The sequence below is a fragment of the Streptomyces sp. LaBMicrA B280 genome, assembly GCF_049222185.1.
GTDB lineage: Bacteria > Actinomycetota > Actinomycetes > Streptomycetales > Streptomycetaceae > Streptomyces > Streptomyces murinus.
Map to the genome: position 1 here is coordinate 41,997 of NZ_JBMJCT010000020.1, position 19,582 is coordinate 61,578.

Genomic DNA, 19,582 nt, shown 5'->3' on the forward strand with positions numbered 1-19,582 from the left:
GTGCGCCCCTCTTTTCTTACGCAACAGGCGTCAACCGCCCTTTAGTTGTGGCCGAAGCTCTTCTGCTTCTTGCCACGCCCGGTATCACCGGAACTGCCCTGGATGTGTGTCACCGGAGACTCGTGGGCCTCCGTGGTGTGCTGCGCCTGCTCGTGAGCCTGACCGGCGTGCTGCGCGGCGCGGTTCTGCGAGCCACCCTGCTTACGGTTCTTGTTCTTGGCCATGATGATCTGCCTCCTGCGGGGCATCTAGGGGCCAGGACCGGATTCAGATTCACATACGCTGACATCAATCGCATGTCGGACAATTACCCTGTGTGACAGGGTAGGTTGGCGAGTAACAGCCGCAAACGCCACGCCGAAGATCGAGTTCGGGCCGTTAACCCCCGCGCGGTCGGGCAGACTCGAAGGAAGTCCGAAGCAAAACCTCCCGGGAAGAGGGTGAGTCGCGTGGACCGCTGCATCGTCCTGGTGGACGCCGGGTATCTGCTGGGCGCGGCCGCCAGTCTCCTCGCGGGCGAGCCCTCACGGTCCCGGATCACCGTCGACCACACCGCACTGATCCAGGCGCTGCGCGACCGCGCCGAGTCCGACACCGAGCGGCCCCTGCTGCGCATCTACTGGTTCGACGGCGCCCCCGACCGGGTTCCCCAGCCCGAGCACCGCAGGCTGCGGGTGATGCCCCGGGTCACCGTCCGCCTCGGCGCCCTCACCCGCAGCGACGGACGCTGGGCCCAGAAGGGCGTGGACGCCGCCATGCACGCCGAGCTGACCGAGCTGGCCCGCAACGGCGCCTGCTCCGACGTCGTCCTCGTCACCGGTGACGGCGATCTGCTGCCGGGCATGATGGCGGCCAAGGAGCACGGCGTCGCCGTACACCTGTGGGCCGTGCAGGCGGCCGACGGCGACTACAACCAGTCCGAGGACCTGGTCGCCGAGGCCGACGAGCGGCGCGTCCTGGACCGGGCCTGGATCACCCAGGCCGTCCGCGCCAAGGAACTGACCGGGGTGTGCGCCCCGCCGCCGGTGCCCCGCCCCGAGATCGCCGCGATCCTCTCCGCCCCGCTGCCCGAGTCCGCGCTCGCCGCGGCCGCCGAGCGCCCCGCCGAGCAGGAACCGCACCCGTCGGCCGGCGCCGCCGAGAACGGCGGCCAGGAGCGGGTGCCCGCGGCCAAGGGCGTCCCCACCCCCAAGGACCTCGCCGCGCTGCGCGCCCCCGGCGCCGTCCAGCCCGCACCGCAGCCGACCACCGCGACCCTGCGCTGGTCCTCCGACAAGGGCTGGGTGGACCGGCCAGGGGCGGTGGCCGAACCGGCCGAGGCCGCCGCCATGCCGACCCTCGCCCAGCTCACCACGGCCGAGCAGCGCTGGGCGGACCGCGAGGAGGACATCACCACCGTCGGTGGCGACCCGTACGAGGTGGGGCAGGTCTTCGCCCGCCGCTGGATGTCCCGGCTCGGCGACCAGAGCCATCTCCAGCGGCTGTCCCAGATGTACCCGCGCATCCCGCACCGCATCGACGGGGAGCTGCTGCGCTACGCCGCGCGCTTCGGGCTGCTCGCGCACAAGGACGACCAGATCGACGAGCACGACCGTTACGCCATCCGGGCAGGCTTCTGGCGTGAGTTCGACATCCCGGCCGCCGCGGAGCACGCGAACGCGGGGGAGTGAGGCGAGGGCGGAGCGGGGCGCGGTCGCGGCCGCTTCGGGTGGCCCCAAGGGCGGGTAAAGGTCCCGACCCCGTACCCTCTTCCCTTGTGAGGACGCGCGTGGGGCAGGCACTTCGGCAGGACGAGGTCGTCCGCGTACGCGGGCTCGCCAAGACCTATCCGGCCGTCAAGAGCCGCCGCGGCGCACCCGGCACCCCCGAGGTGCGAGCCACCGACGCCCTGGAGCTGACGGTACGGCGCGGGGAGATCTTCGGTCTGCTCGGCCCCAACGGCGCCGGAAAGTCCACCCTGGTACGACAGCTCACCGGGCTGCTGCGCCCCGACCGGGGCAGCGTCGAGATCCTCGGCCACGACATCGTGCGCCACCCCGAGCGGGCCGCCCGCCTCCTCGCCTACCTCGGCCAGGAGTCCACCGCCCTGGACGAGCTGACCGTCTCCCTCGCCGCCGAGACCACCGGCCGCCTGCGCGGTCTGGACGCGGCGCGGGCGCGGGCCGAGCGGGACGCCGTACTGGAGGAGCTGGGGCTCACCCCGATCGCCGGGCGGCCGCTGAAGAAGCTGTCCGGCGGCCAGCGCCGGCTCGCCACCTTCGCCGCCGCCCTCGTCGGCGAGCGCCCGCTGCTGGTCCTGGACGAGCCGACCACCGGCATGGACCCGGTGGCCCGGCGCGCGGTCTGGTCCGCCGTGGACCGGCGGCGCGCAGAACACGGCACGACCGTCCTCCTCGTCACCCACAACGTCATCGAGGCCGAGACCGTCCTGGACCGGGTCGCCGTCCTCGACCGGGGCCGGGTCATCGCCTGCGACACCCCCGCCGGGCTGAAGGAACGGGTCGCGGGCGAGGTCCGGGTGGAACTGGTGTGGCGGGAGCGGGCCCCGCTGGACGTGCCCGAGGTCGCCGTGCTGCGCGAGCGCGCGGTGGAGGCCGGCCGGCGCTGGACGCTGCGGCTCGCGCCCGAGGAGGCCCGCGCCGCCGTCGCCACGGTGACCGGCGGCGCCGCCTTCGCCGCCCTGGACGACTTCACCCTGGCCACGCCCAGCCTGGAGGACGTCTACCTGGCCCTCGGCGGCGCCGCCCGGCAGGGGCTGGTGAAGGCATGAGGGCCGGTGAGGGCATGAGCACACGGGCCGCCGTACGCCGCACGGCCGGTACGACCGCCGTCAGGGAAGAGGAGCAGCTCGTCGTGAGTGTCGTACCCGCGCAGGTGCTGCCGGACGCAGCCCGGGACGTGCCGGAGGCGCGGCCGGTCGTGGCCGAGCTCGCCCCCGCCGCGCGACTGTGGCCGTCGCTGGCGGCCGTGTACCGGGCGCAGCTGTCCCGGGCCCGGGTGGCGCGGATCCCGCTGCTGTTCGTGGCGACCTTCCAGTCCATCGGCATCACCGTGATGATGCGCGGCGTCGTCGACAGCGGCTTCGAGGCGCGGTCCGTGGTGGCCGGCTCGGCCGTGCTGGTCGTCGCGTTCGTCGCGCTGAACCTGCTGGCCCAGTACTTCGGGCAGCTGCGGGCGGGCGGCGGGCTCGACCACTACGCCACGCTGCCGGTGCCGCCGGCCGCGGTGGTGCTGGGCACGGCGGCGGCGTACGCCTCCTTCACGCTGCCCGGGACGCTGGTGACCGCCGTCTTCGGCTGTGTGCTCTTCGGACTGCCGCTGGCCAACCTGTGGGTGCTGCTGGCCGTCGTGCCGCTCGCCGGGGCCGCGCTGTCCGGGCTCGGCGCGGCGCTCGGCCTGCTGGCGCCCCGCCCCGAGCTGGCCACGCTGCTCGGCCAGCTGGGCATGTCGGCGGCGCTGCTGCTCGGGGTGCTGCCGCCCGACCGGATGCCGGAACTCGTCCGGCTCGCGCGGGACCTGCTGCCCTCCACCTACGGCGTGCAGGCGTACGCCCGCACCTTCGACGCCCACCCGGACTGGGCCGTCGTCCTCGCTGACCTGGGGGTGTGCGCGGGGGTCGGGGTGATCTCGCTGGCCGTGGCCGCGTGGGCGTACCGCAGGGCCGCCGTCCGGTGACGCGGCGCACAGGCCGACCTGGCACGATGGCAGGGTGACCGCACCGCTGAATCCGCCCCCGCCCCCGCACGACCACTCCGCGCACCAGGTCCGGCAGGCGCCGCCCGCCGGGGCGCCGATGGCGGGCGCCCACGAAGAGGACGGCCCCGGGATGAAGACCGAAGCGCGCGAGGCCGCCGTGATCACCGTGCTGGTGACGGTGTGCGGGGCGCTGCTCGGGCTGCTGTGGTGGCGGCTGGCGCCCCATGTGCCGCTGGTCGGCGACCAGTCGGGCAACAGCTGGGTGGTCTATCTCAAGGACACCGAGGGGGAGCAGGCGGTCGGCGTGGACGGCACGTTCACCCTGCTGGCGCTCGCGTTCGGCGCGGTGAGCGGGCTCGCGGCGTTCCTGTGGCGCAGGCGCGGCGGCGTACCGCTGGTCGTCGGTCTGGCGCTCGGCGGACTGCTCGGCTCCCTGCTGGCCTGGCGGCTCGGCGTGTGGCTCGGCCCCACGTCCGATGTCATCGCCCATGCCCGCGCGGTCGGCAAGGGGGTCACCTTCCCGGCCCCGCTGCGTCTGGGCGCCAAGGCCGCGCTGCTGTCCTGGCCGTTCGCCGCGGTGCTGGTCCACCTCGGCCTGACCGCGCTGTTCGGCCCGCGCGACCCCGAGCCCGAGCACCCGGGCGAGGCGCCGCTCGCGCCCGCCCCCCAGTAGGCGCGCCGCTCCCGGTGGGCGCCACGCGCCCGGGGGGGGGCTTCCCTCAGCCCCGTCCGATGGGCGCCGACACCGCTCCGGTCAGCTCCGCCAGGTCGCCCGGCGCCAGCTCCACCTCCAGGCCCCGCCGCCCCGCCGACACACAGATCGTGGCGTGGCCGAGGGCCGAGTCGTCCAGGACGGTGGGCAGCCTCTTGCGCTGGCCGAGCGGGGAGATCCCGCCGCGGACGTAACCGGTGGTGCGCTCGGCCAGGGCCGGATCGGCCATGGCGGCGCGCTTGCCGCCCACCGCCGAGGCCAGGGCCTTCAGATCGAGGGTGCCCGCGACCGGGACGACCCCGACGACGAGGTTGCCGTCCACGTCGGCCACCAGGGTCTTGAACACGCGCTCCGGGGAGACGCCCATCGCCTGTGCCGCCTCCTCGCCGTAGGAGGGGTGGGAGGGGTCGTGCTCGTAGGCGTGGACCGTGAACTCCACGCCCGCCGCGGCCAGCGCCACCGTCGCCGGGGTACCGCCGGACTGCTGCTTCTTCGACTTCTTCGCCATGAGGTTGTGGACTCAGTTCAGACTGGTCGGCGTCCGCGTCAGCTCGAACGCGGGCAGCGACGGCAGATGACGGATGATGGCGGTCTCGCCGCGCAGGAGCCGCAGCTCGTCCCGCAGCCGGGACGCGGTGTCCGGCGCCTGGAGCAGCCGCTGCTTGGTCGGCGTGTCGTGCACCATCGCGGCCGCCACCAGGTACGACACCACGCTCGGGTCGTCCGGCAGCTCCGCGCTGGTCGCCAGCGACCGCTCCCGTGCCCCCGCCAGCCGCTTCTGGTACTGCCTGAAAGCCCGCAGCACGCCCTCCGCGAGCGCCCCCGCCTCGTCGCCCGGCTCCTCCGCCAGCTCCTCCAGTTCGGCCGTCAGAAAGGGCCCCGAGGCGTCCACGGACAGCAGCCGCACCCGGGTCGTACCGGTCGCGAGCACCTCGAAGGTGCCGCCGGTGCGCTCCCGGATGGTCGCCGCGTCGGCGATACAGCCCATCTGGTGGAAGGAGGCGAGCGGGTCCGGGCCGAAGCCCGCGGCCGGGCCCCGCTCGGGCTCAGCCGTGGGGTCGGGCATGCCGGAGGCGCTGGGCGCCACCTCGTACCCGTCGCGGATGGCCACGACGGCGAACCGCCGCGGCTCCTCCTCGGGGGTCTTCAGCAGCTCGCGCATCATGGCGCGATAACGCTCCTCGAAGACGTTCAGCGGCAGCACGAGTCCTGGGAAGAGGACCGTGTTCAGCGGGAAGAGCGGCAGACGGACGGTGGTCACGGCGCCCCAGCCTAATGGTCGGCGGCGCGGGCGTGTCCGCGGTGCCCGGGCAGAAGGTCCTCGGGCACCGGCAGCAACCCGGCCGGAACGGGCGCCCCGCCCCCTGACAGCAGGTGCTCGCGCAGCCGCAGGAAGTGGCCCAGCGGGTCGTCAGAGAACCGGTCCCAGGGGCAGGAGGTCACATAGGGGCCGATCAGCCGCACCAGGGTGCGGGCGTCCTCGGGGCGGTCCAGGCGCAGCAGCACGTAGAGCAGCTTGTTGCGCACCCCGGCGGGCGAGGGATCGGCCGCCGCGAACCGGGCCGACAGGGCCATCGCGCGGTCGGCCGCCGAGTCCAGCCGCTGCCGCGGCACCCCGGGCCCGCCGCCCTCGGTCAGATAGCCGTACGCGGCCCACGCGGGCAGCACCTGCACCAGCGAGTCCGTCGGCGCGTCCTGCGCGGCCAGCTCGGCGAAGTCGAAGCAGGCGCGGTGCGCGGCGCTCGGCACATGCGGGGTGTCCCCGAAGCGGACGCAGCAGAACGCGCCCAGATAGCGCAGGGCGGCCACATGACAGCCGTAGTGGTGCGGGGCGCGGCGCAGCGCCGCCTCCCACAGCTCCTCGAAGTAGCGGTGCCCGGCCCGCGAGCCGCGCGCGTGGTCCAGCGCGATCCGCCAGGGCACCGGGTCCCGGTCGTCGGCCCGCGCGGCGGCCGTGATCAGGGGGCTGACCTCGCGCAGCAGTTCGGCGCGGGCCGGTGAGGACCACACCCGGTCCACCGCCAGCTGGGCCGCGACCAGCAGGGCGCCGGGGTCGTCCGGCTCGGCCGCCCGCCAGTCCTCGAACCACTCGGAGCGCAGCCGGGCGAACGCGGCCAGCCGCCGGGCGTACCGGTCGTGGTTCTCCCACTCGGCCGCGGCCCGGGTGCCGGCCAGCAGCTCGGCCGCGGCCCGGTACTCGCCCCGCCCGGCGGCGACCAGCGCGGGCGAGAGCCGGTCGTCGGGCGCGTCGAGCACGGCCTCGTCCCCGGCGGGAATCCCCCCGGCCGGGCGCGCGGAGTGTCGGGACATCCAGGAGCGGCGGATGAACGCGGGCAGCGGAACCATGGTGCGGACCATTGAAAGTCCGCAGGTCGGGGCAGCGCCAGAGGCTTGGGGGAAATCGTGGAAGGTTGTACGGCCAAGGTTCAAGGAGCGGTAAAGGGCGACTGTTCGACTTTTGTACGGCGTGCGGGTTCAAGAGCGGCCTTTCCGCACATGACCGCACATGCCCGCACATGACCGCGCACTCAGCTGCGCCGCAGCAGCCGGGTCGCCCCCGCCGCCACCGTCGTCGCCAGGATCCAGCCCAGCATGATCATCGCGGCCGCCAGCCACTGCCAGGGGCCGCGCAGCTGCCACTCGCCGACCTGGCCGAGGTCGATCACCGGCAGCAGCAGGTCCAGCGTGAACAGGGCCGGGCTCCAGTAGGGGTGCTCGTCGTGGTTCGTCGGGGGGTGCGCGGCGTGCGAGAAGGCGAGGGTGCCCGCCGCCCAGAGCACCGCCATCCACACCGCGGCGCGGCCGGGCCGGTAGCCGTACGCGACCGTCAGGTCCTGCACATAGCCCCAGAGCTTGCCCGCCAGCGGCAGCGTCTCCCGGCGCCTGCGCTGCTTGGCGAGCAGCACCTCCCGGGCGTCCTCGTCCTCCCCGGCCTCCCGCAGCACCGAGGCGAGGCGCTCGTACGGCTCCGGCGCGTACTCGGCGGTGGCCGCGGCGATCCAGTCCAGGCGCCGGGCCAGCGGGAACGGGCCCTGCGGCACCAGGTTCTCGTAGGCGAAGCCGCCCATGTGCAGCCGTCCGGCGCCCGGCCAGGCGCCCGCGCGGTCCACCAGGTTCATGATCTGCGCCCCCGACAGCACCACCCTGCCGCGCCCCGGACCGTCCCCGAGGAAGCGCAGCTCGGGCGCGTGCACCCGGCGCAGCGACAGCTCCTGGTCGTCCGTGAGGGTGAACCGGGCCCGCTCCAGGTCCACCGCGTCCCCGAACCGCCCGTCGTCCAGCCGCAGCCCGCCCTGGCACTCGAACCGCTGGATCCGGGTCCCGCGCGCCGGTGTGGTGCCGCTGAGCAGCGGGTTGCCCACCCCGGCCGGGGTCAGGTACAGGGTGCGCTCCACGCTGAGCTGGGGCGCGTTCAGGGCCAGCCGGGAGTACGGGTTGGACAGGCGCGCGCCGCGCAGGCTCAGCGACACCCCGATCAGGGCGCCGCGCAGCCGCAGCTCGCCGTGCGACTCCAGCAGCTCCGCCTGGAGGTCCTGGCCGACATTGAGGCCGTCCGCGGAGATCGAGCGCCCGCTGCGGTCCCGGTACACGATCGCCTGGTTGAGCAGCAGATCGGTGCCGATGTGCGCGTCGGTCAGCCGGACGCCGTTCTGGAAGCGGCAGCGCGGCAGATGCAGATCGCCCTCGGTGTGCACCCGGGCCGCCTCCAGGCGCGGCACCGAGCAGTTCACCAGGCGCAGCGTGCTGAACCGCGCCTCCGGCACCAGCACCTGTTCGTCGAAGCGGCAGTCCCGCAGCTCGACGTACGGCCGCACGGTGCCGCCCGCCAGGTCCAGGGCGCCCGTGACGCGCACCCCGGCGAGCTTGAGCGCGGACACCCGCCCGGCGAGCGCCGGCGGTCCGTCCAGCAGCAGCCAGGCGATGATGCGCGCCCGCACGGACCGCTCGGGCCCCCAGGGATGCCCGCCGTGCGGATCGTCCACGACGGAATCGCCGCTGCTCAGGTCGTACACACTGCCGTTGCGGAAGGCCTGCCACATGCCCGCCTCGGCCGCGGTCAGGTCGTCCGGCAGGTCCCCGGCGACGAAGCCGGTCCCCTCGGTCACCGCTGTTCCTTCTTTCTCCGCTGTTCAGGTGGTTCGTCCAGCCGTTGATGCCCGCTGAGTGACGCGCGGAACACCCGGGGTGAAGGGGATCTTCCGAGTTCCGGCCAGCGTCTGTACCACGCATTGGTCCACGGCCTGTATCAGCCACTGATACGTGCGGACGACTACGGACGGCGGTCTGAGAGAATTGGGACTGTGATTTCCCGAATCGATCTGCGCGGCGACGCCCTCCCCGAGGGACCCGCCCTGCGTGACCTGCTGCCCCGAGCCGACTTCGACGTTCAGGCCGCCCTGGAGAAGGTGCGTCCGATCTGCGAGGACGTGCATCATCGTGGCGACGCGGCGCTGATCGACTTCGCGGAGAGGTTCGACGGGGTACGGCTGGAATCCGTCCGTGTCCCGGCCCGGGCGCTCGCCGACGCGCTGGCCGGCCTCGACCCGGACGTCCGCGCCGCCCTGGAGGAGTCCGTCCGGCGCGCCCGCCTCGTGCACCGCGCGCAGCGCCGCACCGCCCACACCACCCAGGTCGTCCCCGGCGGCGCGGTGACCGAGAAATGGGTTCCGGTCGAGCGCGTCGGGCTGTACGCGCCGGGCGGCCGCTCGGTCTACCCCTCCTCCGTGATCATGAACGCGGTCCCGGCCCAGGAGGCCGGTGTCGAGTCCATCGCGCTCGCCTCCCCGCCGCAGGCCGAGTTCGGTGGTCTGCCGCACCCGACGATCCTGGCCGCCTGCGCCCTGCTCGGCGTGGACGAGGTGTACGCGGCCGGCGGCGCCACCGCCGTCGCGATGTTCGCGTACGGCACCGAGTCCTGCCCGCCCGCGAACATGGTCACCGGGCCCGGCAACATCTGGGTGGCCGCCGCCAAGCGCTACTTCACCGGCCGGATCGGCATCGACACCGAGGCCGGACCCACCGAGATCGCGATCCTCGCCGACGACACCGCCGACCCGGCGCACGTGGCCGCCGACCTGATCAGCCAGGCCGAGCACGACCCGCTCGCGGCCGCCGTCCTCGTCACCGACTCCCCGGACCTCGCGGACGCGGTGGAGAAGGAGCTGGAGCCGCAGGTCGCGGCCACCAAGCACGTCGACGACCGGATCCGCCCGGCCCTCGCGGGCAGGCAGTCCGCGATCGTCCTGGTGGACGGCGTCGAGGAGGGTCTGAAGGTGGTCGACGCGTACGGCGCCGAGCACCTGGAGATCCAGACCGCCGACGCCACCGCCGTGGCCGACCGGGTGCGCAACGCGGGCGCGATCTTCATCGGCCCCTGGGCCCCCGTCTCCCTCGGCGACTACGCGGCCGGATCCAACCACGTCCTGCCCACCGGCGGCTGCGCCTGCCACTCCTCGGGCCTGTCCGTGCAGTCCTTCCTGCGCGGCATCCACATCGTCGACTACACCAAGGACGCGCTGGCCGAGGTCGCGCACCACGTGGTGACGCTGGCGGAGGCGGAGGACCTGCCGGCGCACGGCGCGGCGGTCAAGGCGAGGTTCGGCTGGAAGGTACCGGAGAGCAAGTGAGCGACGTAAGGATCGACGACCTCCCCATCCGGGACGAGCTGCGCGGCAAGTCCCCCTACGGCGCGCCCCAGTTGGACGTTCCGGTCCGGCTGAACACCAACGAGAACCCGTATCCGCTGCCCGAGCCGCTGGTCGAGCGGATCGCGGAGCGGGTCCGGGAGGCCGCCCGCCACCTGAACCGCTACCCCGACCGGGACGCGGTCCAGCTGCGCACCGAGCTGGCCAAGTACCTCACCGGCACCGGTGGGTTCCCGCTGGCCCTGGAGAACGTCTGGGCGGCCAACGGCTCCAACGAGGTCATCCAGCAGCTGCTCCAGACCTTCGGCGGTCCCGGCCGCAGCGCGATCGGCTTCGAACCGTCGTACTCGATGCACGCGCTCATCGCCCGCGGCACCGGCACCGGCTGGATCCCCGGTCCGCGGGGCGAGGACTTCACCATCGACCCGGCCGCCGCCGCGCGCGCCATCGCCGAGCACCGGCCGGACGTCGTCTTCCTCACCACCCCCAACAACCCCACGGGCAACGCGATTCCGCCCGGGACGGTCCGCGCTCTGTACGACGCGGCGCAGGCGGCCAAGCCGTCGATGGTGGTCGTGGACGAGGCGTACGTCGAGTTCAGCCACGGCGCCTCGCTGCTGCCGCTGCTCGAAGGCCGCCCGCACCTGGTGATCTCGCGCACCATGTCCAAGGCGTTCGGCGCGGCGGGCCTGCGCCTCGGCTACCTCGCGGCCGACCCGGCCGTGGTGGACGCCGTGCAGCTGGTCCGGCTGCCGTACCACCTGTCGGCGATCACCCAGGCGACCGCGCTGGCCGCCCTGGAGCACACCGACACCCTGCTCGGCTATGTCGAGCAGCTGAAGTCCGAGCGGGACCGGCTGGTCGCCGAGTTGCGCGCGATCGGCTACGACGTCGTCGAGTCCGACGCCAACTTCGTGCAGTTCGGCCGGTTCGCCGACGCCCACGGAGTCTGGCGGAAGATCCTCGACCGGGGCGTCCTGGTCCGGGACAACGGCGTACCGGGATGGCTGCGGGTCTCGGCCGGCACCCCCGCGGAGAACGACGCGTTCCTCGACGCCGTACGTGAAGTCAAGAAGGAGCTTGAGGCATGAGCCGCGTAGGGCGCGTCGAGCGCACCACCAAGGAGACCTCGGTCCTGGTCGAGATAGACCTCGACGGCACCGGGCGGACCGACATCGCCACCGGCGTCGGCTTCTACGACCACATGCTCGACCAGCTCGGCCGGCACGGTCTGTTCGATCTGACCGTGAAGACCGACGGTGATCTGCACATCGACTCCCACCACACCATCGAGGACACCGCCCTCGCGCTCGGCGCCGCCTTCAAGCAGGCGCTCGGCGACAAGGTGGGCATCTACCGCTTCGGCAACTGCACGGTCCCGCTGGACGAGTCCCTCGCCCAGGTCACCGTCGACCTGTCCGGCCGCCCCTACCTCGTGCACACCGAGCCCGAGCGCATGGCGCCGATGATCGGCGAGTACGACACCACGATGACCCGGCACATCCTGGAGTCCTTCGTGGCCCAGGCGCAGATCGCGCTGCACGTTCACGTACCGTACGGACGCAACGCCCACCACATCGTGGAGTGCCAGTTCAAGGCGCTCGCCCGGGCGCTGCGTTACGCCTCCGAGCGCGACCCGCGCGCGGCCGGCATCCTCCCGTCGACGAAGGGCGCGCTGTAACCCATGACCGGTCTGTCGACCCTCCTGATCGTCGTCGGCCTCTTCCTGGTCGGCGGCATCATCTCCTTCGTCAAGCAGAAGATGCCCACGAGCCTGATCGTGCTGCTCTCCCTCGCGGCCGGGCTGTGCCTGGTCGCCGGCGTCATGCGGTTGCAGGTGTGGAATTGAGCGCGGCCGCGAAGAAGGTCGTCGTCTTCGACTACGGCTTCGGCAATGTCCGCTCGGCCGAGCGCGCCCTGGCACGGGTCGGCGCCGACGTGGAGATCACGCGCGACTTCGACGCGGCGATGAACGCGGACGGCCTGCTGGTGCCGGGCGTCGGCGCCTTCGCCGCCTGTATGCGGGGCCTGCTCGACGCCCGCGGTGACTGGGTCATCGACCGCCGGCTGTCCGGCGGCCGCCCGGTGATGGGCATCTGCGTCGGCATGCAGATCCTGTTCTCGCGCGGCATCGAGCACGGCGTCCAGGCCGAGGGCCTGGAGGAATGGCCCGGCACCGTCGGCCCCCTGGAGGCCGATGTCGTGCCCCACATGGGCTGGAACACCGTCGACGCGCCCGCCGACTCCGAGCTGTTCGCGCACCTGGACGCCGACGCCCGCTTCTACTTCGTGCACTCCTACGCCGTCCATGACTGGACGCACGAGACCCACAACCCGCTGATCGCCGCGCCCAAGGTCACCTGGGCCACGCACGGCAAGCCCTTCGTCGCGGCGGTGGAGAACGGCGCCCTGTGGGCCACCCAGTTCCACCCCGAGAAGTCCGGCGACGCCGGTGCCCAGCTCCTCACCAACTGGATCGGAACCCTGTAGACCATGGCCAAGCTCGAACTCCTCCCCGCCGTCGACGTCCGCGACGGCCAGGCCGTACGCCTCGTCCACGGCGAGTCCGGGACCGAGACCTCCTACGGCTCCCCGCTGGAGGCCGCCCTCGCCTGGCAGCGGTCCGGCGCCGAGTGGCTGCACCTGGTCGACCTGGACGCGGCCTTCGGCACCGGTGACAACCGGGCGCTGATCGCCGAGGTGGCCCGCGCCATGGACATCAAGGTGGAGCTGTCCGGCGGCATCCGCGACGACGACACCCTCGCCGCCGCCCTCGCCACCGGCTGCACCCGCGTCAACCTCGGCACCGCCGCCCTGGAGACCCCCGAGTGGGTCGCCAAGGTGATCGCGGAGCACGGCGACAAGATCGCGGTGGGCCTGGACGTGCGCGGCACCACCCTGCGCGGCCGCGGCTGGACCCGCGACGGCGGCGACCTCTACGAGACGCTGGACCGCCTGAACAAGGAGGGCTGCGCGCGCTACGTCGTCACCGACATCGCCAAGGACGGCACCCTCCAGGGCCCCAACCTGGAGCTGCTGCGCACCGTGTGCGCGGCCACCGACCGGCCGGTCGTGGCCTCCGGCGGCGTGTCGTCCCTGGCCGACCTGCGCGCCATCGCCGAACTGGTGCCGCTCGGTGTCGAGGGTTCCATCGTCGGGAAGGCCCTCTACGCGAAGGCGTTCACCCTGGAAGAGGCCTTGGAGGCTGTGGCGTCATGACATCGGAAGGCGCCCGGCGGGTGCAGAGCGGAAGTCCCTGGGAAGAGAGTTTCGGTTTCGCGCGCGCCGTGGCGGCGGGGGACCGGGTCCTGGTGGGCGGCACGACTTCCTTCAAGGGCACGGTCCTGTACGGCGAGGGCGATCCGTACGAGCAGACCAGGGTCGCCTTCGGCAACGCGCTGGAGGCGCTCAAGGAGCTCGGACCCGGTATCGAGTCCGTGATTCGCACCCGTATGTACCTGAGCCATGTGCGCGATGTCGACGAGGCGGGCCGGGCCCACAAGGAGCTGTTCGACTCCGTGCGCCCCGCCTCGACCCTGCTGGTCGTCGAGGGCTTCGTGGACCCGCGCATCCTGGTCGAAGTAGAGCTTGAAGCATTCAGAGGAGCCTGAGCAGTCATGACCCTGGCGGTCCGAGTCATCCCCTGCCTGGACGTGGACAACGGCCGGGTCGTCAAGGGCGTGAACTTCCAGAACCTGCGCGACGCGGGCGACCCCGTCGAGATGGCCAAGGTGTACGACGCCGAGGGCGCCGACGAGCTGACGTTCCTGGACATCACCGCGTCCTCGGGCGACCGGGAGACGACGTACGACGTGGTGCGCCGCACCGCCGAGCAGGTGTTCATCCCGCTCACCGTCGGCGGCGGCGTGCGCACCGCCGAGGACGTGGACAAGCTGCTGCGGGCCGGCGCCGACAAGGTGGGCGTGAACACCGCGGCGATCGCCCGGCCCGAGCTGATCCGCGAGATCGCCGAGCGTTTCGGGCGCCAGGTGCTGGTCCTGTCGGTGGACGCCCGGCGCACCGGGTCCGGGTCCGGGTCCGGTTCCGGTTCCTTCGAGGTGACCACGCACGGCGGCCGCCGGGGCACCGGCATCGACGCCGTCGAGTGGGCGCACCGGGCCGCCGAGCTGGGCGCGGGCGAGATCCTGCTGAACTCGATGGACGCCGACGGCACCAAGGACGGCTACGACCTGGAGATGATCGCGGCCGTCCGCAAGCATGTCTCGGTGCCGGTGATCGCCTCCGGCGGCGCGGGCAGGCTGGCCCACTTCCCGCCGGCGATCACCGCCGGCGCGGACGCGGTCCTGGCGGCCTCCGTCTTCCACTTCGGCGACCTGCGCATCGGCGAGGTCAAGGAGACCCTGCGGGAGGCGGGACACCCCGTCCGCTGACGGGCGCGTTCCCCGGGCCCCGGTGGCTGAGCCGCCGGGGCCTTCGCACGCCCGGATGTGAAAGGGAAGTTGCGCAAAGTTTGTTGCGCAATATTTCTTTCGCATCTAGGGTCATGGGCATGGCAGAGAAGGAAAGCGACCGCCGGATCCAGGACATGGGCACGCTCAAGGCGCTCGCCCACCCCCTGCGGATGCGGCTGTACCGGGCCCTGACCCTCGCCGGGACCGCCACCGCCTCCCAGCTCGCCGAGCGGGTCGACGAGGCGGTCTCGCTGGCCAGCTATCACCTGCGCAAGCTCGCCGAGCACGGGCTGATCGAGGAGGCGGAGCCGGGGAGCGGGGACGGGCGGGAGCGCTGGTGGCGGCCGGCCTCCGACGGAGTGCGGATCCGCGACGAGGACTTCCGCGACGCCCCCGAGCAGATCGCCGCGCACACCGCCGCGAGCCGGCTCTTCTTCGCCCAGCGGTCCGACATGTACCTGCGCTTCCTGGACGAACGCCCGCACTGGGGCGAGCGGTGGGCACCCGGCGCGGTCTCCTCCGAGGCGGTGCTGCGGCTCACGCCGGGCGAACTCGCCGAGCTGACCCGGGAGATGCTCGCCCTCGTGCGGCGGTACGACGAGCTCGGCCGGGCGGCGGAGGCCGCGGAGCAGGCCGCGGGAGAGGCCGCGGGAGAGGCCGCGGGAGGGGCCGAGGGCCGCGAGAACGTCGCGGTGCACACGTACGCGTTCCCCTTCCGCGCCTGAGCCCCGCCGACGCCCCCGCCCTCCCGCCCCGGTCTCACACCTCTCGGCCTCACAAGGAGCCCGCCTTGAGCTCGACCCTCGTCACCCCGGCCGCCGTACAGGCCCACCGGGACCCCAATGTGCGGCGCTGGCTGACCGCCTACACGTGCTCCATGCTCGGCGACAGCGTGTACTACCTGGCGCTGTCCTGGGCGGCCGTACGGGCCGGGACCGCGGCGCAGGCCGGTCTGGTGATGTCGGCGAGCGCGCTGCCCCGGGCGGTGCTGATGCTCGGCGGGGGAGTGATCGCCGACCGGCTCGGGCCCCGGCGGGTCGTCATCGGCAGCGACGCCCTGCGCTGTGCCGCCGTCCTCGCGGTGGCCGCCCTGCTGTACCTCACCAGTCCCGGCCTCTGGCCGCTCGCCCTGCTCGCGCTGGTCTTCGGCACCGTGGACGCCGTGTTCGTGCCCGCCGTGGGCGCCCTGCCCGCCCGGGTCACCGGCAAGGACCAGCTGGCCCGCGTCCAGGGCATGCGCGGCCTGGCCATCCGCTTCGCGAGCGTGGTCGGCGCCCCGCTCGGCGGCCTCGGCGTGGCCGTCGGCGGCGCCGCCGCGGCCTTCGCCCTCGCCGGAGCGCTGATCGCCGTGTCCGTGCCGTTGCTGCTCTCGGTGCGGATACGGGAGCTGCCGGGCGACCGGACGGACGGCCCCCGCGCCACCGCCCGGGCCGACCTCGCCGCCGGGCTGCGCTACATCCGCGGCCACCGCGTCCTCGCCCCGCTGATGCTCGCCATCGCCCTCGGCGACCTGGGCTTCGTCGGCCCGCTCAATGTCGGCCTCACCCTGCTCGCGGACCATCGCGGCTGGGGCGCCGCGGGGATGGGCTGGGTGCTCGCCGGGTTCGGCGTGGGGGCCGGCGCGGCCTCGCTGCTGCTCACCCTGCGGGGACGGCTGCCGCGCGCCGGGCTGGTCGCCGGGGTCACCATCGTCGGCGGATCCCTGGCCATCGGCGCCCTCGCCTACGCGCCCGGCCTCTGGGCGGCCGTCGGCACCGCCCTGCTCGTCGGCCTGCTGACCGGCCTCAGCGGCGCCATGTGCGGCGCCCTGCTCCAGACCCAGGCCGACCCCGCCTACCTCGGCCGGGTCACCGCCGTCTCCAGCCTGATCAGCCTCGGCTTCACCCCGCTGAGCATGCCCCTCGCCGCCGCCGCGATCGGCACCTGGGGGCTCGGCCCGGTCTACCTGGTCAGCGCCTCCGTGTGCGCCCTCGGCGGGGTCGTCGCCCTCGTCGTACCGGCCCTGCGCCGCGCGGAACTGCCCGTCTGAGGCCCATGACCGCACGCCCGGGTTCCATGCCCCCCGGCGTTCATCCCTTCGGCTGAACCAGCTGCACCAGATTGCCGCACGTGTCGTCGAACACCGCCGCCAGTACCGGCCCCTGCTCCCGCGGACCATGGGGGAAGCGGACCCCCAAGCCGCTCAGGCGCCGGTGCTCGGCGGCGAGGTCGTCCACCGAGAAGACGATGCAGGGGATGCCCGCCTCGTACAGCGCGTGGCGGTAGGACTCGGCGATGGGGCCCTGGCCGGGCTCCAGGAGCAGCTGGAGGTCGGGCTGGGCGCCCTCGGGCGCGCCGACGGTCACGAAGAGGACGCCGTCCCCGAGATCCATACGGGTGCGCGTCTCGAAGCCGAGGACGTCCGTGTAGAAGGCGTGCGCCCGCGCCACGTCGTCCACGTACACCCCGGTCATCGCGACCTTGATCACGGCCGGTCTCCCTGGTCAGAACCCCAGCTGCTTGGAGGAGTGCAGCTTGTCGATGGCGTCCGCCTCGCCCTCCAGCTCCACCCGCGCCGCCCGGTCCCGGCCGAACGCGAACAGCAGCAGCTCGGACGGCTCCCCGGTGGCCGTGACCACGGGGACGCCCTTGTGCGCCACCACGGTCTGTCCGTCGGGGCGGCGCAGCACCAGACCCGTCGGCACCCCGCGTCCCAGCAGCCGCGCCGTGCGCTCCAGACGCGACCACAGCGCGTCCTGGAACACCGGGTCAAGCTCCCGCGCGCTCCAGTCCGGCTGCGCCCGGCGCACGTCCTCGGTGTGCACGTAGAACTCCACCGTGTTCGCGGCCTCGTCCACCTGCTTGACCTGGAACGGCGAGAACCGCGGCGGGCCCGTGCGGATCAGCTGGATCAGTTCCTCGTACGGCTTCGCGGTGTACTCCGCCGTCACCCTCTCCAGGCGCGGGGCGAGCTGCTTGATCAGCGAGCCCCCGGCCGCGTCCGGGCGGCGCTCGCGCACGATCACATGCGCGGCGAGGTCCCGGGTCCGCCAGCCCTCGCAGAGAGTCGGCGCGTCCGGGCCCACGGTTTCCAAGAGGTCGGCGAACAGGAGCCGTTCACGCTTGGCGAAGGTCGACATGGGGTCAGCCTACGACCCGCCGCCGGTCCGCGCAGTGGACACCCGCCCGGAGTTGTCAGTGGCGCGCGGCACAATGGCACCTATGACCAGTACGCCCGGCACCCCCCGGCCCAGCAGCCTCGACCCGGAGATCGCCGCCCGCCTCAAGCGCGGCGCCGACGGCCTCCTGCCCGCCATCGCCCAGCAGCACGACACCGGAGAGGTGCTCATGCTCGGCTGGATGGACGACGAGGCGCTGCACCGGACCCTGACCACCGGCCGCTGCACCTACTGGTCGCGCAGCCGCCAGGAGTACTGGGTCAAGGGCGACACCTCCGGCCACGTCCAATGGGTGAAGTCGGTCGCGCTGGACTGCGACGCCGACACCGTGCTGGTCCAGGTCGACCAGGAGGGCGCCGCCTGCCACACCGGCGCGCGCACCTGCTTCGACGAGGACGTGCTCCTCAAGGACGCCGGTCTCCCGTCCGGCGCGGACCAGTGAGGCCCGCCGCCATGGACCTGGAGACCTTCCGCAAGCTCGCCGCCGACCGGCGTGTCATCCCGGTCACCCGCAAGCTGCTCGCCGACGGCGACACCCCGGTGGCCCTCTACCGCAAGCTGGCCGGTGAACGCCCCGGGACCTTCCTGCTGGAGTCCGCGGAGAACGGCCGCTCCTGGTCGCGCTACTCCTTCGTGGGCGTGCGCAGCGCCGCCACCCTCACCGCCCGGGACGGCGCGGCCCACTGGCTCGGCACCCCGCCCGTCGGTGTCCCCGTCGACGGCGACCCCCTCACGGCCCTGCGCGCCACCCTCCAGGCCCTGCACACCCCGCACACCGAGGGCCTGCCCCCGTTCACCGGCGGCATGGTCGGCTACCTCGGCTACGACATCGTGCGCCGCCTGGAGAAGATCGGCCCCGGCGAGCGCGACGATCTGCGGCTCCCCGAGCTGACCATGCTCCTGACCAGCGACCTCGCCGTCATGGACCACTGGGAGGGCTCGGTCCTGCTGATCGCCAACGCGATCAACCACAACGACCTGGACACCGGCGTGGACGAGGCGTACCACGACGCGGTGGCCCGCCTCGACGCCATGGAGGCCGACCTCACCCGCGCCGTGGCCCAGCCCCCGGCCGTGCTGCCGCCCTCCGAGCTGCCCGAGTACACCGCGCTGTGGGGCGGCCCCGACTTCCGGCGCGCCGTGGAGGACGTCAAGGAGCGCATCCGCGCGGGCGAGGCCTTCCAGGTCGTCCCCTCCCAGCGCTTCGAGACCCCGTGCACGGCGAGCGCCCTGGACGTCTACCGGGTGCTGCGGGCCACCAACCCCTCGCCGTACATGTACCTGTTCCGCTTCGACGGCTTCGATGTCGTCGGCTCGTCCCCCGAGGCCCTGGTCAAGGTCGAGGACGGGCGGGCCATGGTCCACCCCATCGCCGGCACCCGGCACCGCGGCGCCACCCCGCGCGAGGACCAGGCGCTCGCCGAGGAGCTGCTCGCCGACCCCAAGGAGCGCGCCGAGCACCTCATGCTGGTCGACCTCGGGCGCAATGACCTCGGACGGGTCTGCGAGCCCGGCTCGGTCGAGGTGGTCGACTTCATGTCCGTCGAGCGCTACTCGCACGTGATGCACATCGTCTCCACCGTCACCGGACGGGTCGCCGACGGCCGCACCGCCTTCGACGTGCTCACCGCCTGCTTCCCGGCCGGCACCCTCTCCGGCGCCCCCAAGCCCCGCGCGATGCAGATCATCGACGAACTCGAACCGTCCCGGCGCGGTCTGTACGGCGGCTGTGTCGGCTACCTCGACTTCGCGGGCGACTCCGACACCGCGATCGCCATCCGTACCGCCCTGCTGCGCGACGGCACCGCGTATGTGCAGGCCGGGGCGGGCATCGTCGCCGACTCCGACCCGGTCGCCGAGGACCAGGAGTGCCGCAACAAGGCCGCGGCGGTGCTGCGGGCGGTGCACACGGCCAACCGGCTCGGCGAATAGGGCGCGTCTCACGGAACCCCGGGTGAC

23 protein-coding genes are annotated in these 19,582 nt (G+C 73.3%); 16 read left to right on the top strand and 7 right to left on the bottom strand.

Features of this window, described 5'->3' with window-relative positions; translation table 11 throughout:
* Window positions 1–41: 41 nt before the first annotated feature.
* A complete protein-coding gene (locus tag ACLF5H_RS18625) occupies window positions 42–224 on the bottom strand; it encodes a hypothetical protein (RefSeq protein ID WP_037653130.1) in 183 nt (60 codons plus the stop codon).
* Window positions 225–449: 225 nt separating this feature from the next.
* Between ACLF5H_RS18625 and ACLF5H_RS18630 the strand changes: the two genes are divergently transcribed.
* The 4 genes from ACLF5H_RS18630 (at window position 450) to ACLF5H_RS18645 (ending at window position 4,369) form a co-directional block, all read left to right on the top strand.
* Entirely contained in the window at window positions 450–1,670 is a 1,221-nt protein-coding gene (locus ACLF5H_RS18630; RefSeq protein WP_421677136.1) for an NYN domain-containing protein, read from the top strand.
* Window positions 1,671–1,756: 86 nt separating this feature from the next.
* A complete protein-coding gene (locus tag ACLF5H_RS18635; RefSeq protein WP_421677137.1) occupies window positions 1,757–2,770 on the top strand; it encodes an ABC transporter ATP-binding protein in 1,014 nt (337 codons plus the stop codon).
* A gap of 83 nt (window positions 2,771–2,853) precedes the next feature.
* Window positions 2,854–3,675 carry an ABC transporter permease gene (locus ACLF5H_RS18640; protein WP_421677185.1) on the top strand — a complete coding sequence of 274 codons (822 nt, stop codon included), beginning with the start codon at window positions 2,854–2,856 and terminating at the stop codon, window positions 3,673–3,675.
* A gap of 34 nt (window positions 3,676–3,709) precedes the next feature.
* Complete coding sequence (locus tag ACLF5H_RS18645) at window positions 3,710–4,369, top strand: AAA family ATPase (protein ID WP_421677138.1); 660 nt, start codon at window positions 3,710–3,712, stop codon at window positions 4,367–4,369.
* 46 nt (window positions 4,370–4,415) lie between these two features.
* On the opposite strand, the gene ybaK is transcribed toward ACLF5H_RS18645, so the two are convergent.
* From ybaK to ACLF5H_RS18665, 4 genes are all read right to left on the bottom strand, one after another.
* Window positions 4,416–4,916, bottom strand: a complete 501-nt coding sequence (gene ybaK / locus ACLF5H_RS18650) for a Cys-tRNA(Pro) deacylase (protein WP_421677139.1) — start codon at window positions 4,914–4,916, stop codon at window positions 4,416–4,418.
* Window positions 4,917–4,928: 12 nt separating this feature from the next.
* On the bottom strand, window positions 4,929–5,669 hold the full coding sequence (locus ACLF5H_RS18655) for an LON peptidase substrate-binding domain-containing protein (RefSeq protein ID WP_421677140.1): 741 nt from the start codon (window positions 5,667–5,669) through the stop codon (window positions 4,929–4,931).
* 11 nt (window positions 5,670–5,680) lie between these two features.
* Window positions 5,681–6,766, bottom strand: a complete 1,086-nt coding sequence (locus tag ACLF5H_RS18660; RefSeq protein WP_421677141.1) for a hypothetical protein — start codon at window positions 6,764–6,766, stop codon at window positions 5,681–5,683.
* 170 nt (window positions 6,767–6,936) lie between these two features.
* Complete coding sequence (locus ACLF5H_RS18665) at window positions 6,937–8,514, bottom strand: oxidoreductase (protein WP_421677142.1); 1,578 nt, start codon at window positions 8,512–8,514, stop codon at window positions 6,937–6,939.
* 195 nt (window positions 8,515–8,709) lie between these two features.
* Here ACLF5H_RS18665 and hisD point away from each other — a divergent pair, with 195 nt between their 5' ends.
* The 10 genes from hisD to ACLF5H_RS18715 all read left to right on the top strand — a co-directional run bounded on the left by hisD (window position 8,710) and on the right by ACLF5H_RS18715 (window position 16,494).
* The gene (hisD, locus tag ACLF5H_RS18670; RefSeq protein ID WP_421677143.1) at window positions 8,710–10,035 is read left to right on the top strand and encodes a histidinol dehydrogenase; all 1,326 of its coding nucleotides are present in this window, start codon (window positions 8,710–8,712) and stop codon (window positions 10,033–10,035) included.
* Window positions 10,032–11,144: a histidinol-phosphate transaminase gene (locus tag ACLF5H_RS18675; RefSeq protein ID WP_421677144.1), complete on the top strand. Its 1,113-nt coding sequence runs from the start codon at window positions 10,032–10,034 to the stop codon at window positions 11,142–11,144. Before hisD ends, ACLF5H_RS18675 begins: the two co-directional genes overlap by 4 nt.
* Entirely contained in the window at window positions 11,141–11,734 is a 594-nt protein-coding gene (gene hisB, locus ACLF5H_RS18680) for an imidazoleglycerol-phosphate dehydratase HisB (RefSeq protein ID WP_085564273.1), read from the top strand. Before ACLF5H_RS18675 ends, hisB begins: the two co-directional genes overlap by 4 nt.
* Window positions 11,735–11,737: 3 nt before the next feature.
* Entirely contained in the window at window positions 11,738–11,902 is a 165-nt protein-coding gene (locus ACLF5H_RS18685; protein WP_421677145.1) for a hypothetical protein, read from the top strand.
* Window positions 11,899–12,543: an imidazole glycerol phosphate synthase subunit HisH gene (hisH, locus tag ACLF5H_RS18690; RefSeq protein WP_421677186.1), complete on the top strand. Its 645-nt coding sequence runs from the start codon at window positions 11,899–11,901 to the stop codon at window positions 12,541–12,543. The genes ACLF5H_RS18685 and hisH overlap by 4 nt, the downstream gene beginning before the upstream one ends.
* A 3-nt stretch (window positions 12,544–12,546) precedes the next feature.
* Window positions 12,547–13,272 (top strand): bifunctional 1-(5-phosphoribosyl)-5-((5-phosphoribosylamino)methylideneamino)imidazole-4-carboxamide isomerase/phosphoribosylanthranilate isomerase PriA, encoded by a 726-nt coding sequence (priA, locus tag ACLF5H_RS18695; protein WP_128789623.1) that lies wholly within the window; start codon window positions 12,547–12,549, stop codon window positions 13,270–13,272.
* On the top strand, window positions 13,269–13,664 hold the full coding sequence (locus tag ACLF5H_RS18700) for a RidA family protein (protein ID WP_421677146.1): 396 nt from the start codon (window positions 13,269–13,271) through the stop codon (window positions 13,662–13,664). The genes priA and ACLF5H_RS18700 overlap by 4 nt, the downstream gene beginning before the upstream one ends.
* Window positions 13,665–13,670: 6 nt before the next feature.
* Window positions 13,671–14,444, top strand: coding sequence for an imidazole glycerol phosphate synthase subunit HisF (gene hisF / locus ACLF5H_RS18705; RefSeq protein WP_421677147.1), 774 nt, complete (start codon window positions 13,671–13,673; stop codon window positions 14,442–14,444).
* Window positions 14,445–14,563: 119 nt separating this feature from the next.
* Entirely contained in the window at window positions 14,564–15,190 is a 627-nt protein-coding gene (locus tag ACLF5H_RS18710; RefSeq protein ID WP_421677148.1) for an ArsR/SmtB family transcription factor, read from the top strand.
* 65 nt (window positions 15,191–15,255) lie between these two features.
* Complete coding sequence (locus ACLF5H_RS18715) at window positions 15,256–16,494, top strand: MFS transporter (protein WP_421677149.1); 1,239 nt, start codon at window positions 15,256–15,258, stop codon at window positions 16,492–16,494.
* Window positions 16,495–16,534: 40 nt separating this feature from the next.
* Here ACLF5H_RS18715 and ACLF5H_RS18720 read toward each other — a convergent pair whose 3' ends face one another.
* Both ACLF5H_RS18720 and ACLF5H_RS18725 read right to left on the bottom strand, forming a co-directional pair.
* Window positions 16,535–16,933: a VOC family protein gene (locus ACLF5H_RS18720; protein WP_421677150.1), complete on the bottom strand. Its 399-nt coding sequence runs from the start codon at window positions 16,931–16,933 to the stop codon at window positions 16,535–16,537.
* Between the two features lie 15 nt (window positions 16,934–16,948).
* Window positions 16,949–17,584 (bottom strand): TIGR03085 family metal-binding protein, encoded by a 636-nt coding sequence (locus ACLF5H_RS18725; RefSeq protein WP_421677151.1) that lies wholly within the window; start codon window positions 17,582–17,584, stop codon window positions 16,949–16,951.
* A gap of 82 nt (window positions 17,585–17,666) precedes the next feature.
* On the opposite strand from ACLF5H_RS18725, the gene hisI reads away from it, so the two are divergent.
* Window positions 17,667–18,065, top strand: a complete 399-nt coding sequence (gene hisI / locus ACLF5H_RS18730; protein ID WP_153814597.1) for a phosphoribosyl-AMP cyclohydrolase — start codon at window positions 17,667–17,669, stop codon at window positions 18,063–18,065.
* An 11-nt stretch (window positions 18,066–18,076) separates the two neighbouring features.
* A complete protein-coding gene (locus tag ACLF5H_RS18735; RefSeq protein WP_421677152.1) occupies window positions 18,077–19,555 on the top strand; it encodes an anthranilate synthase component I in 1,479 nt (492 codons plus the stop codon).
* Window positions 19,556–19,582 lie beyond the last annotated feature (27 nt).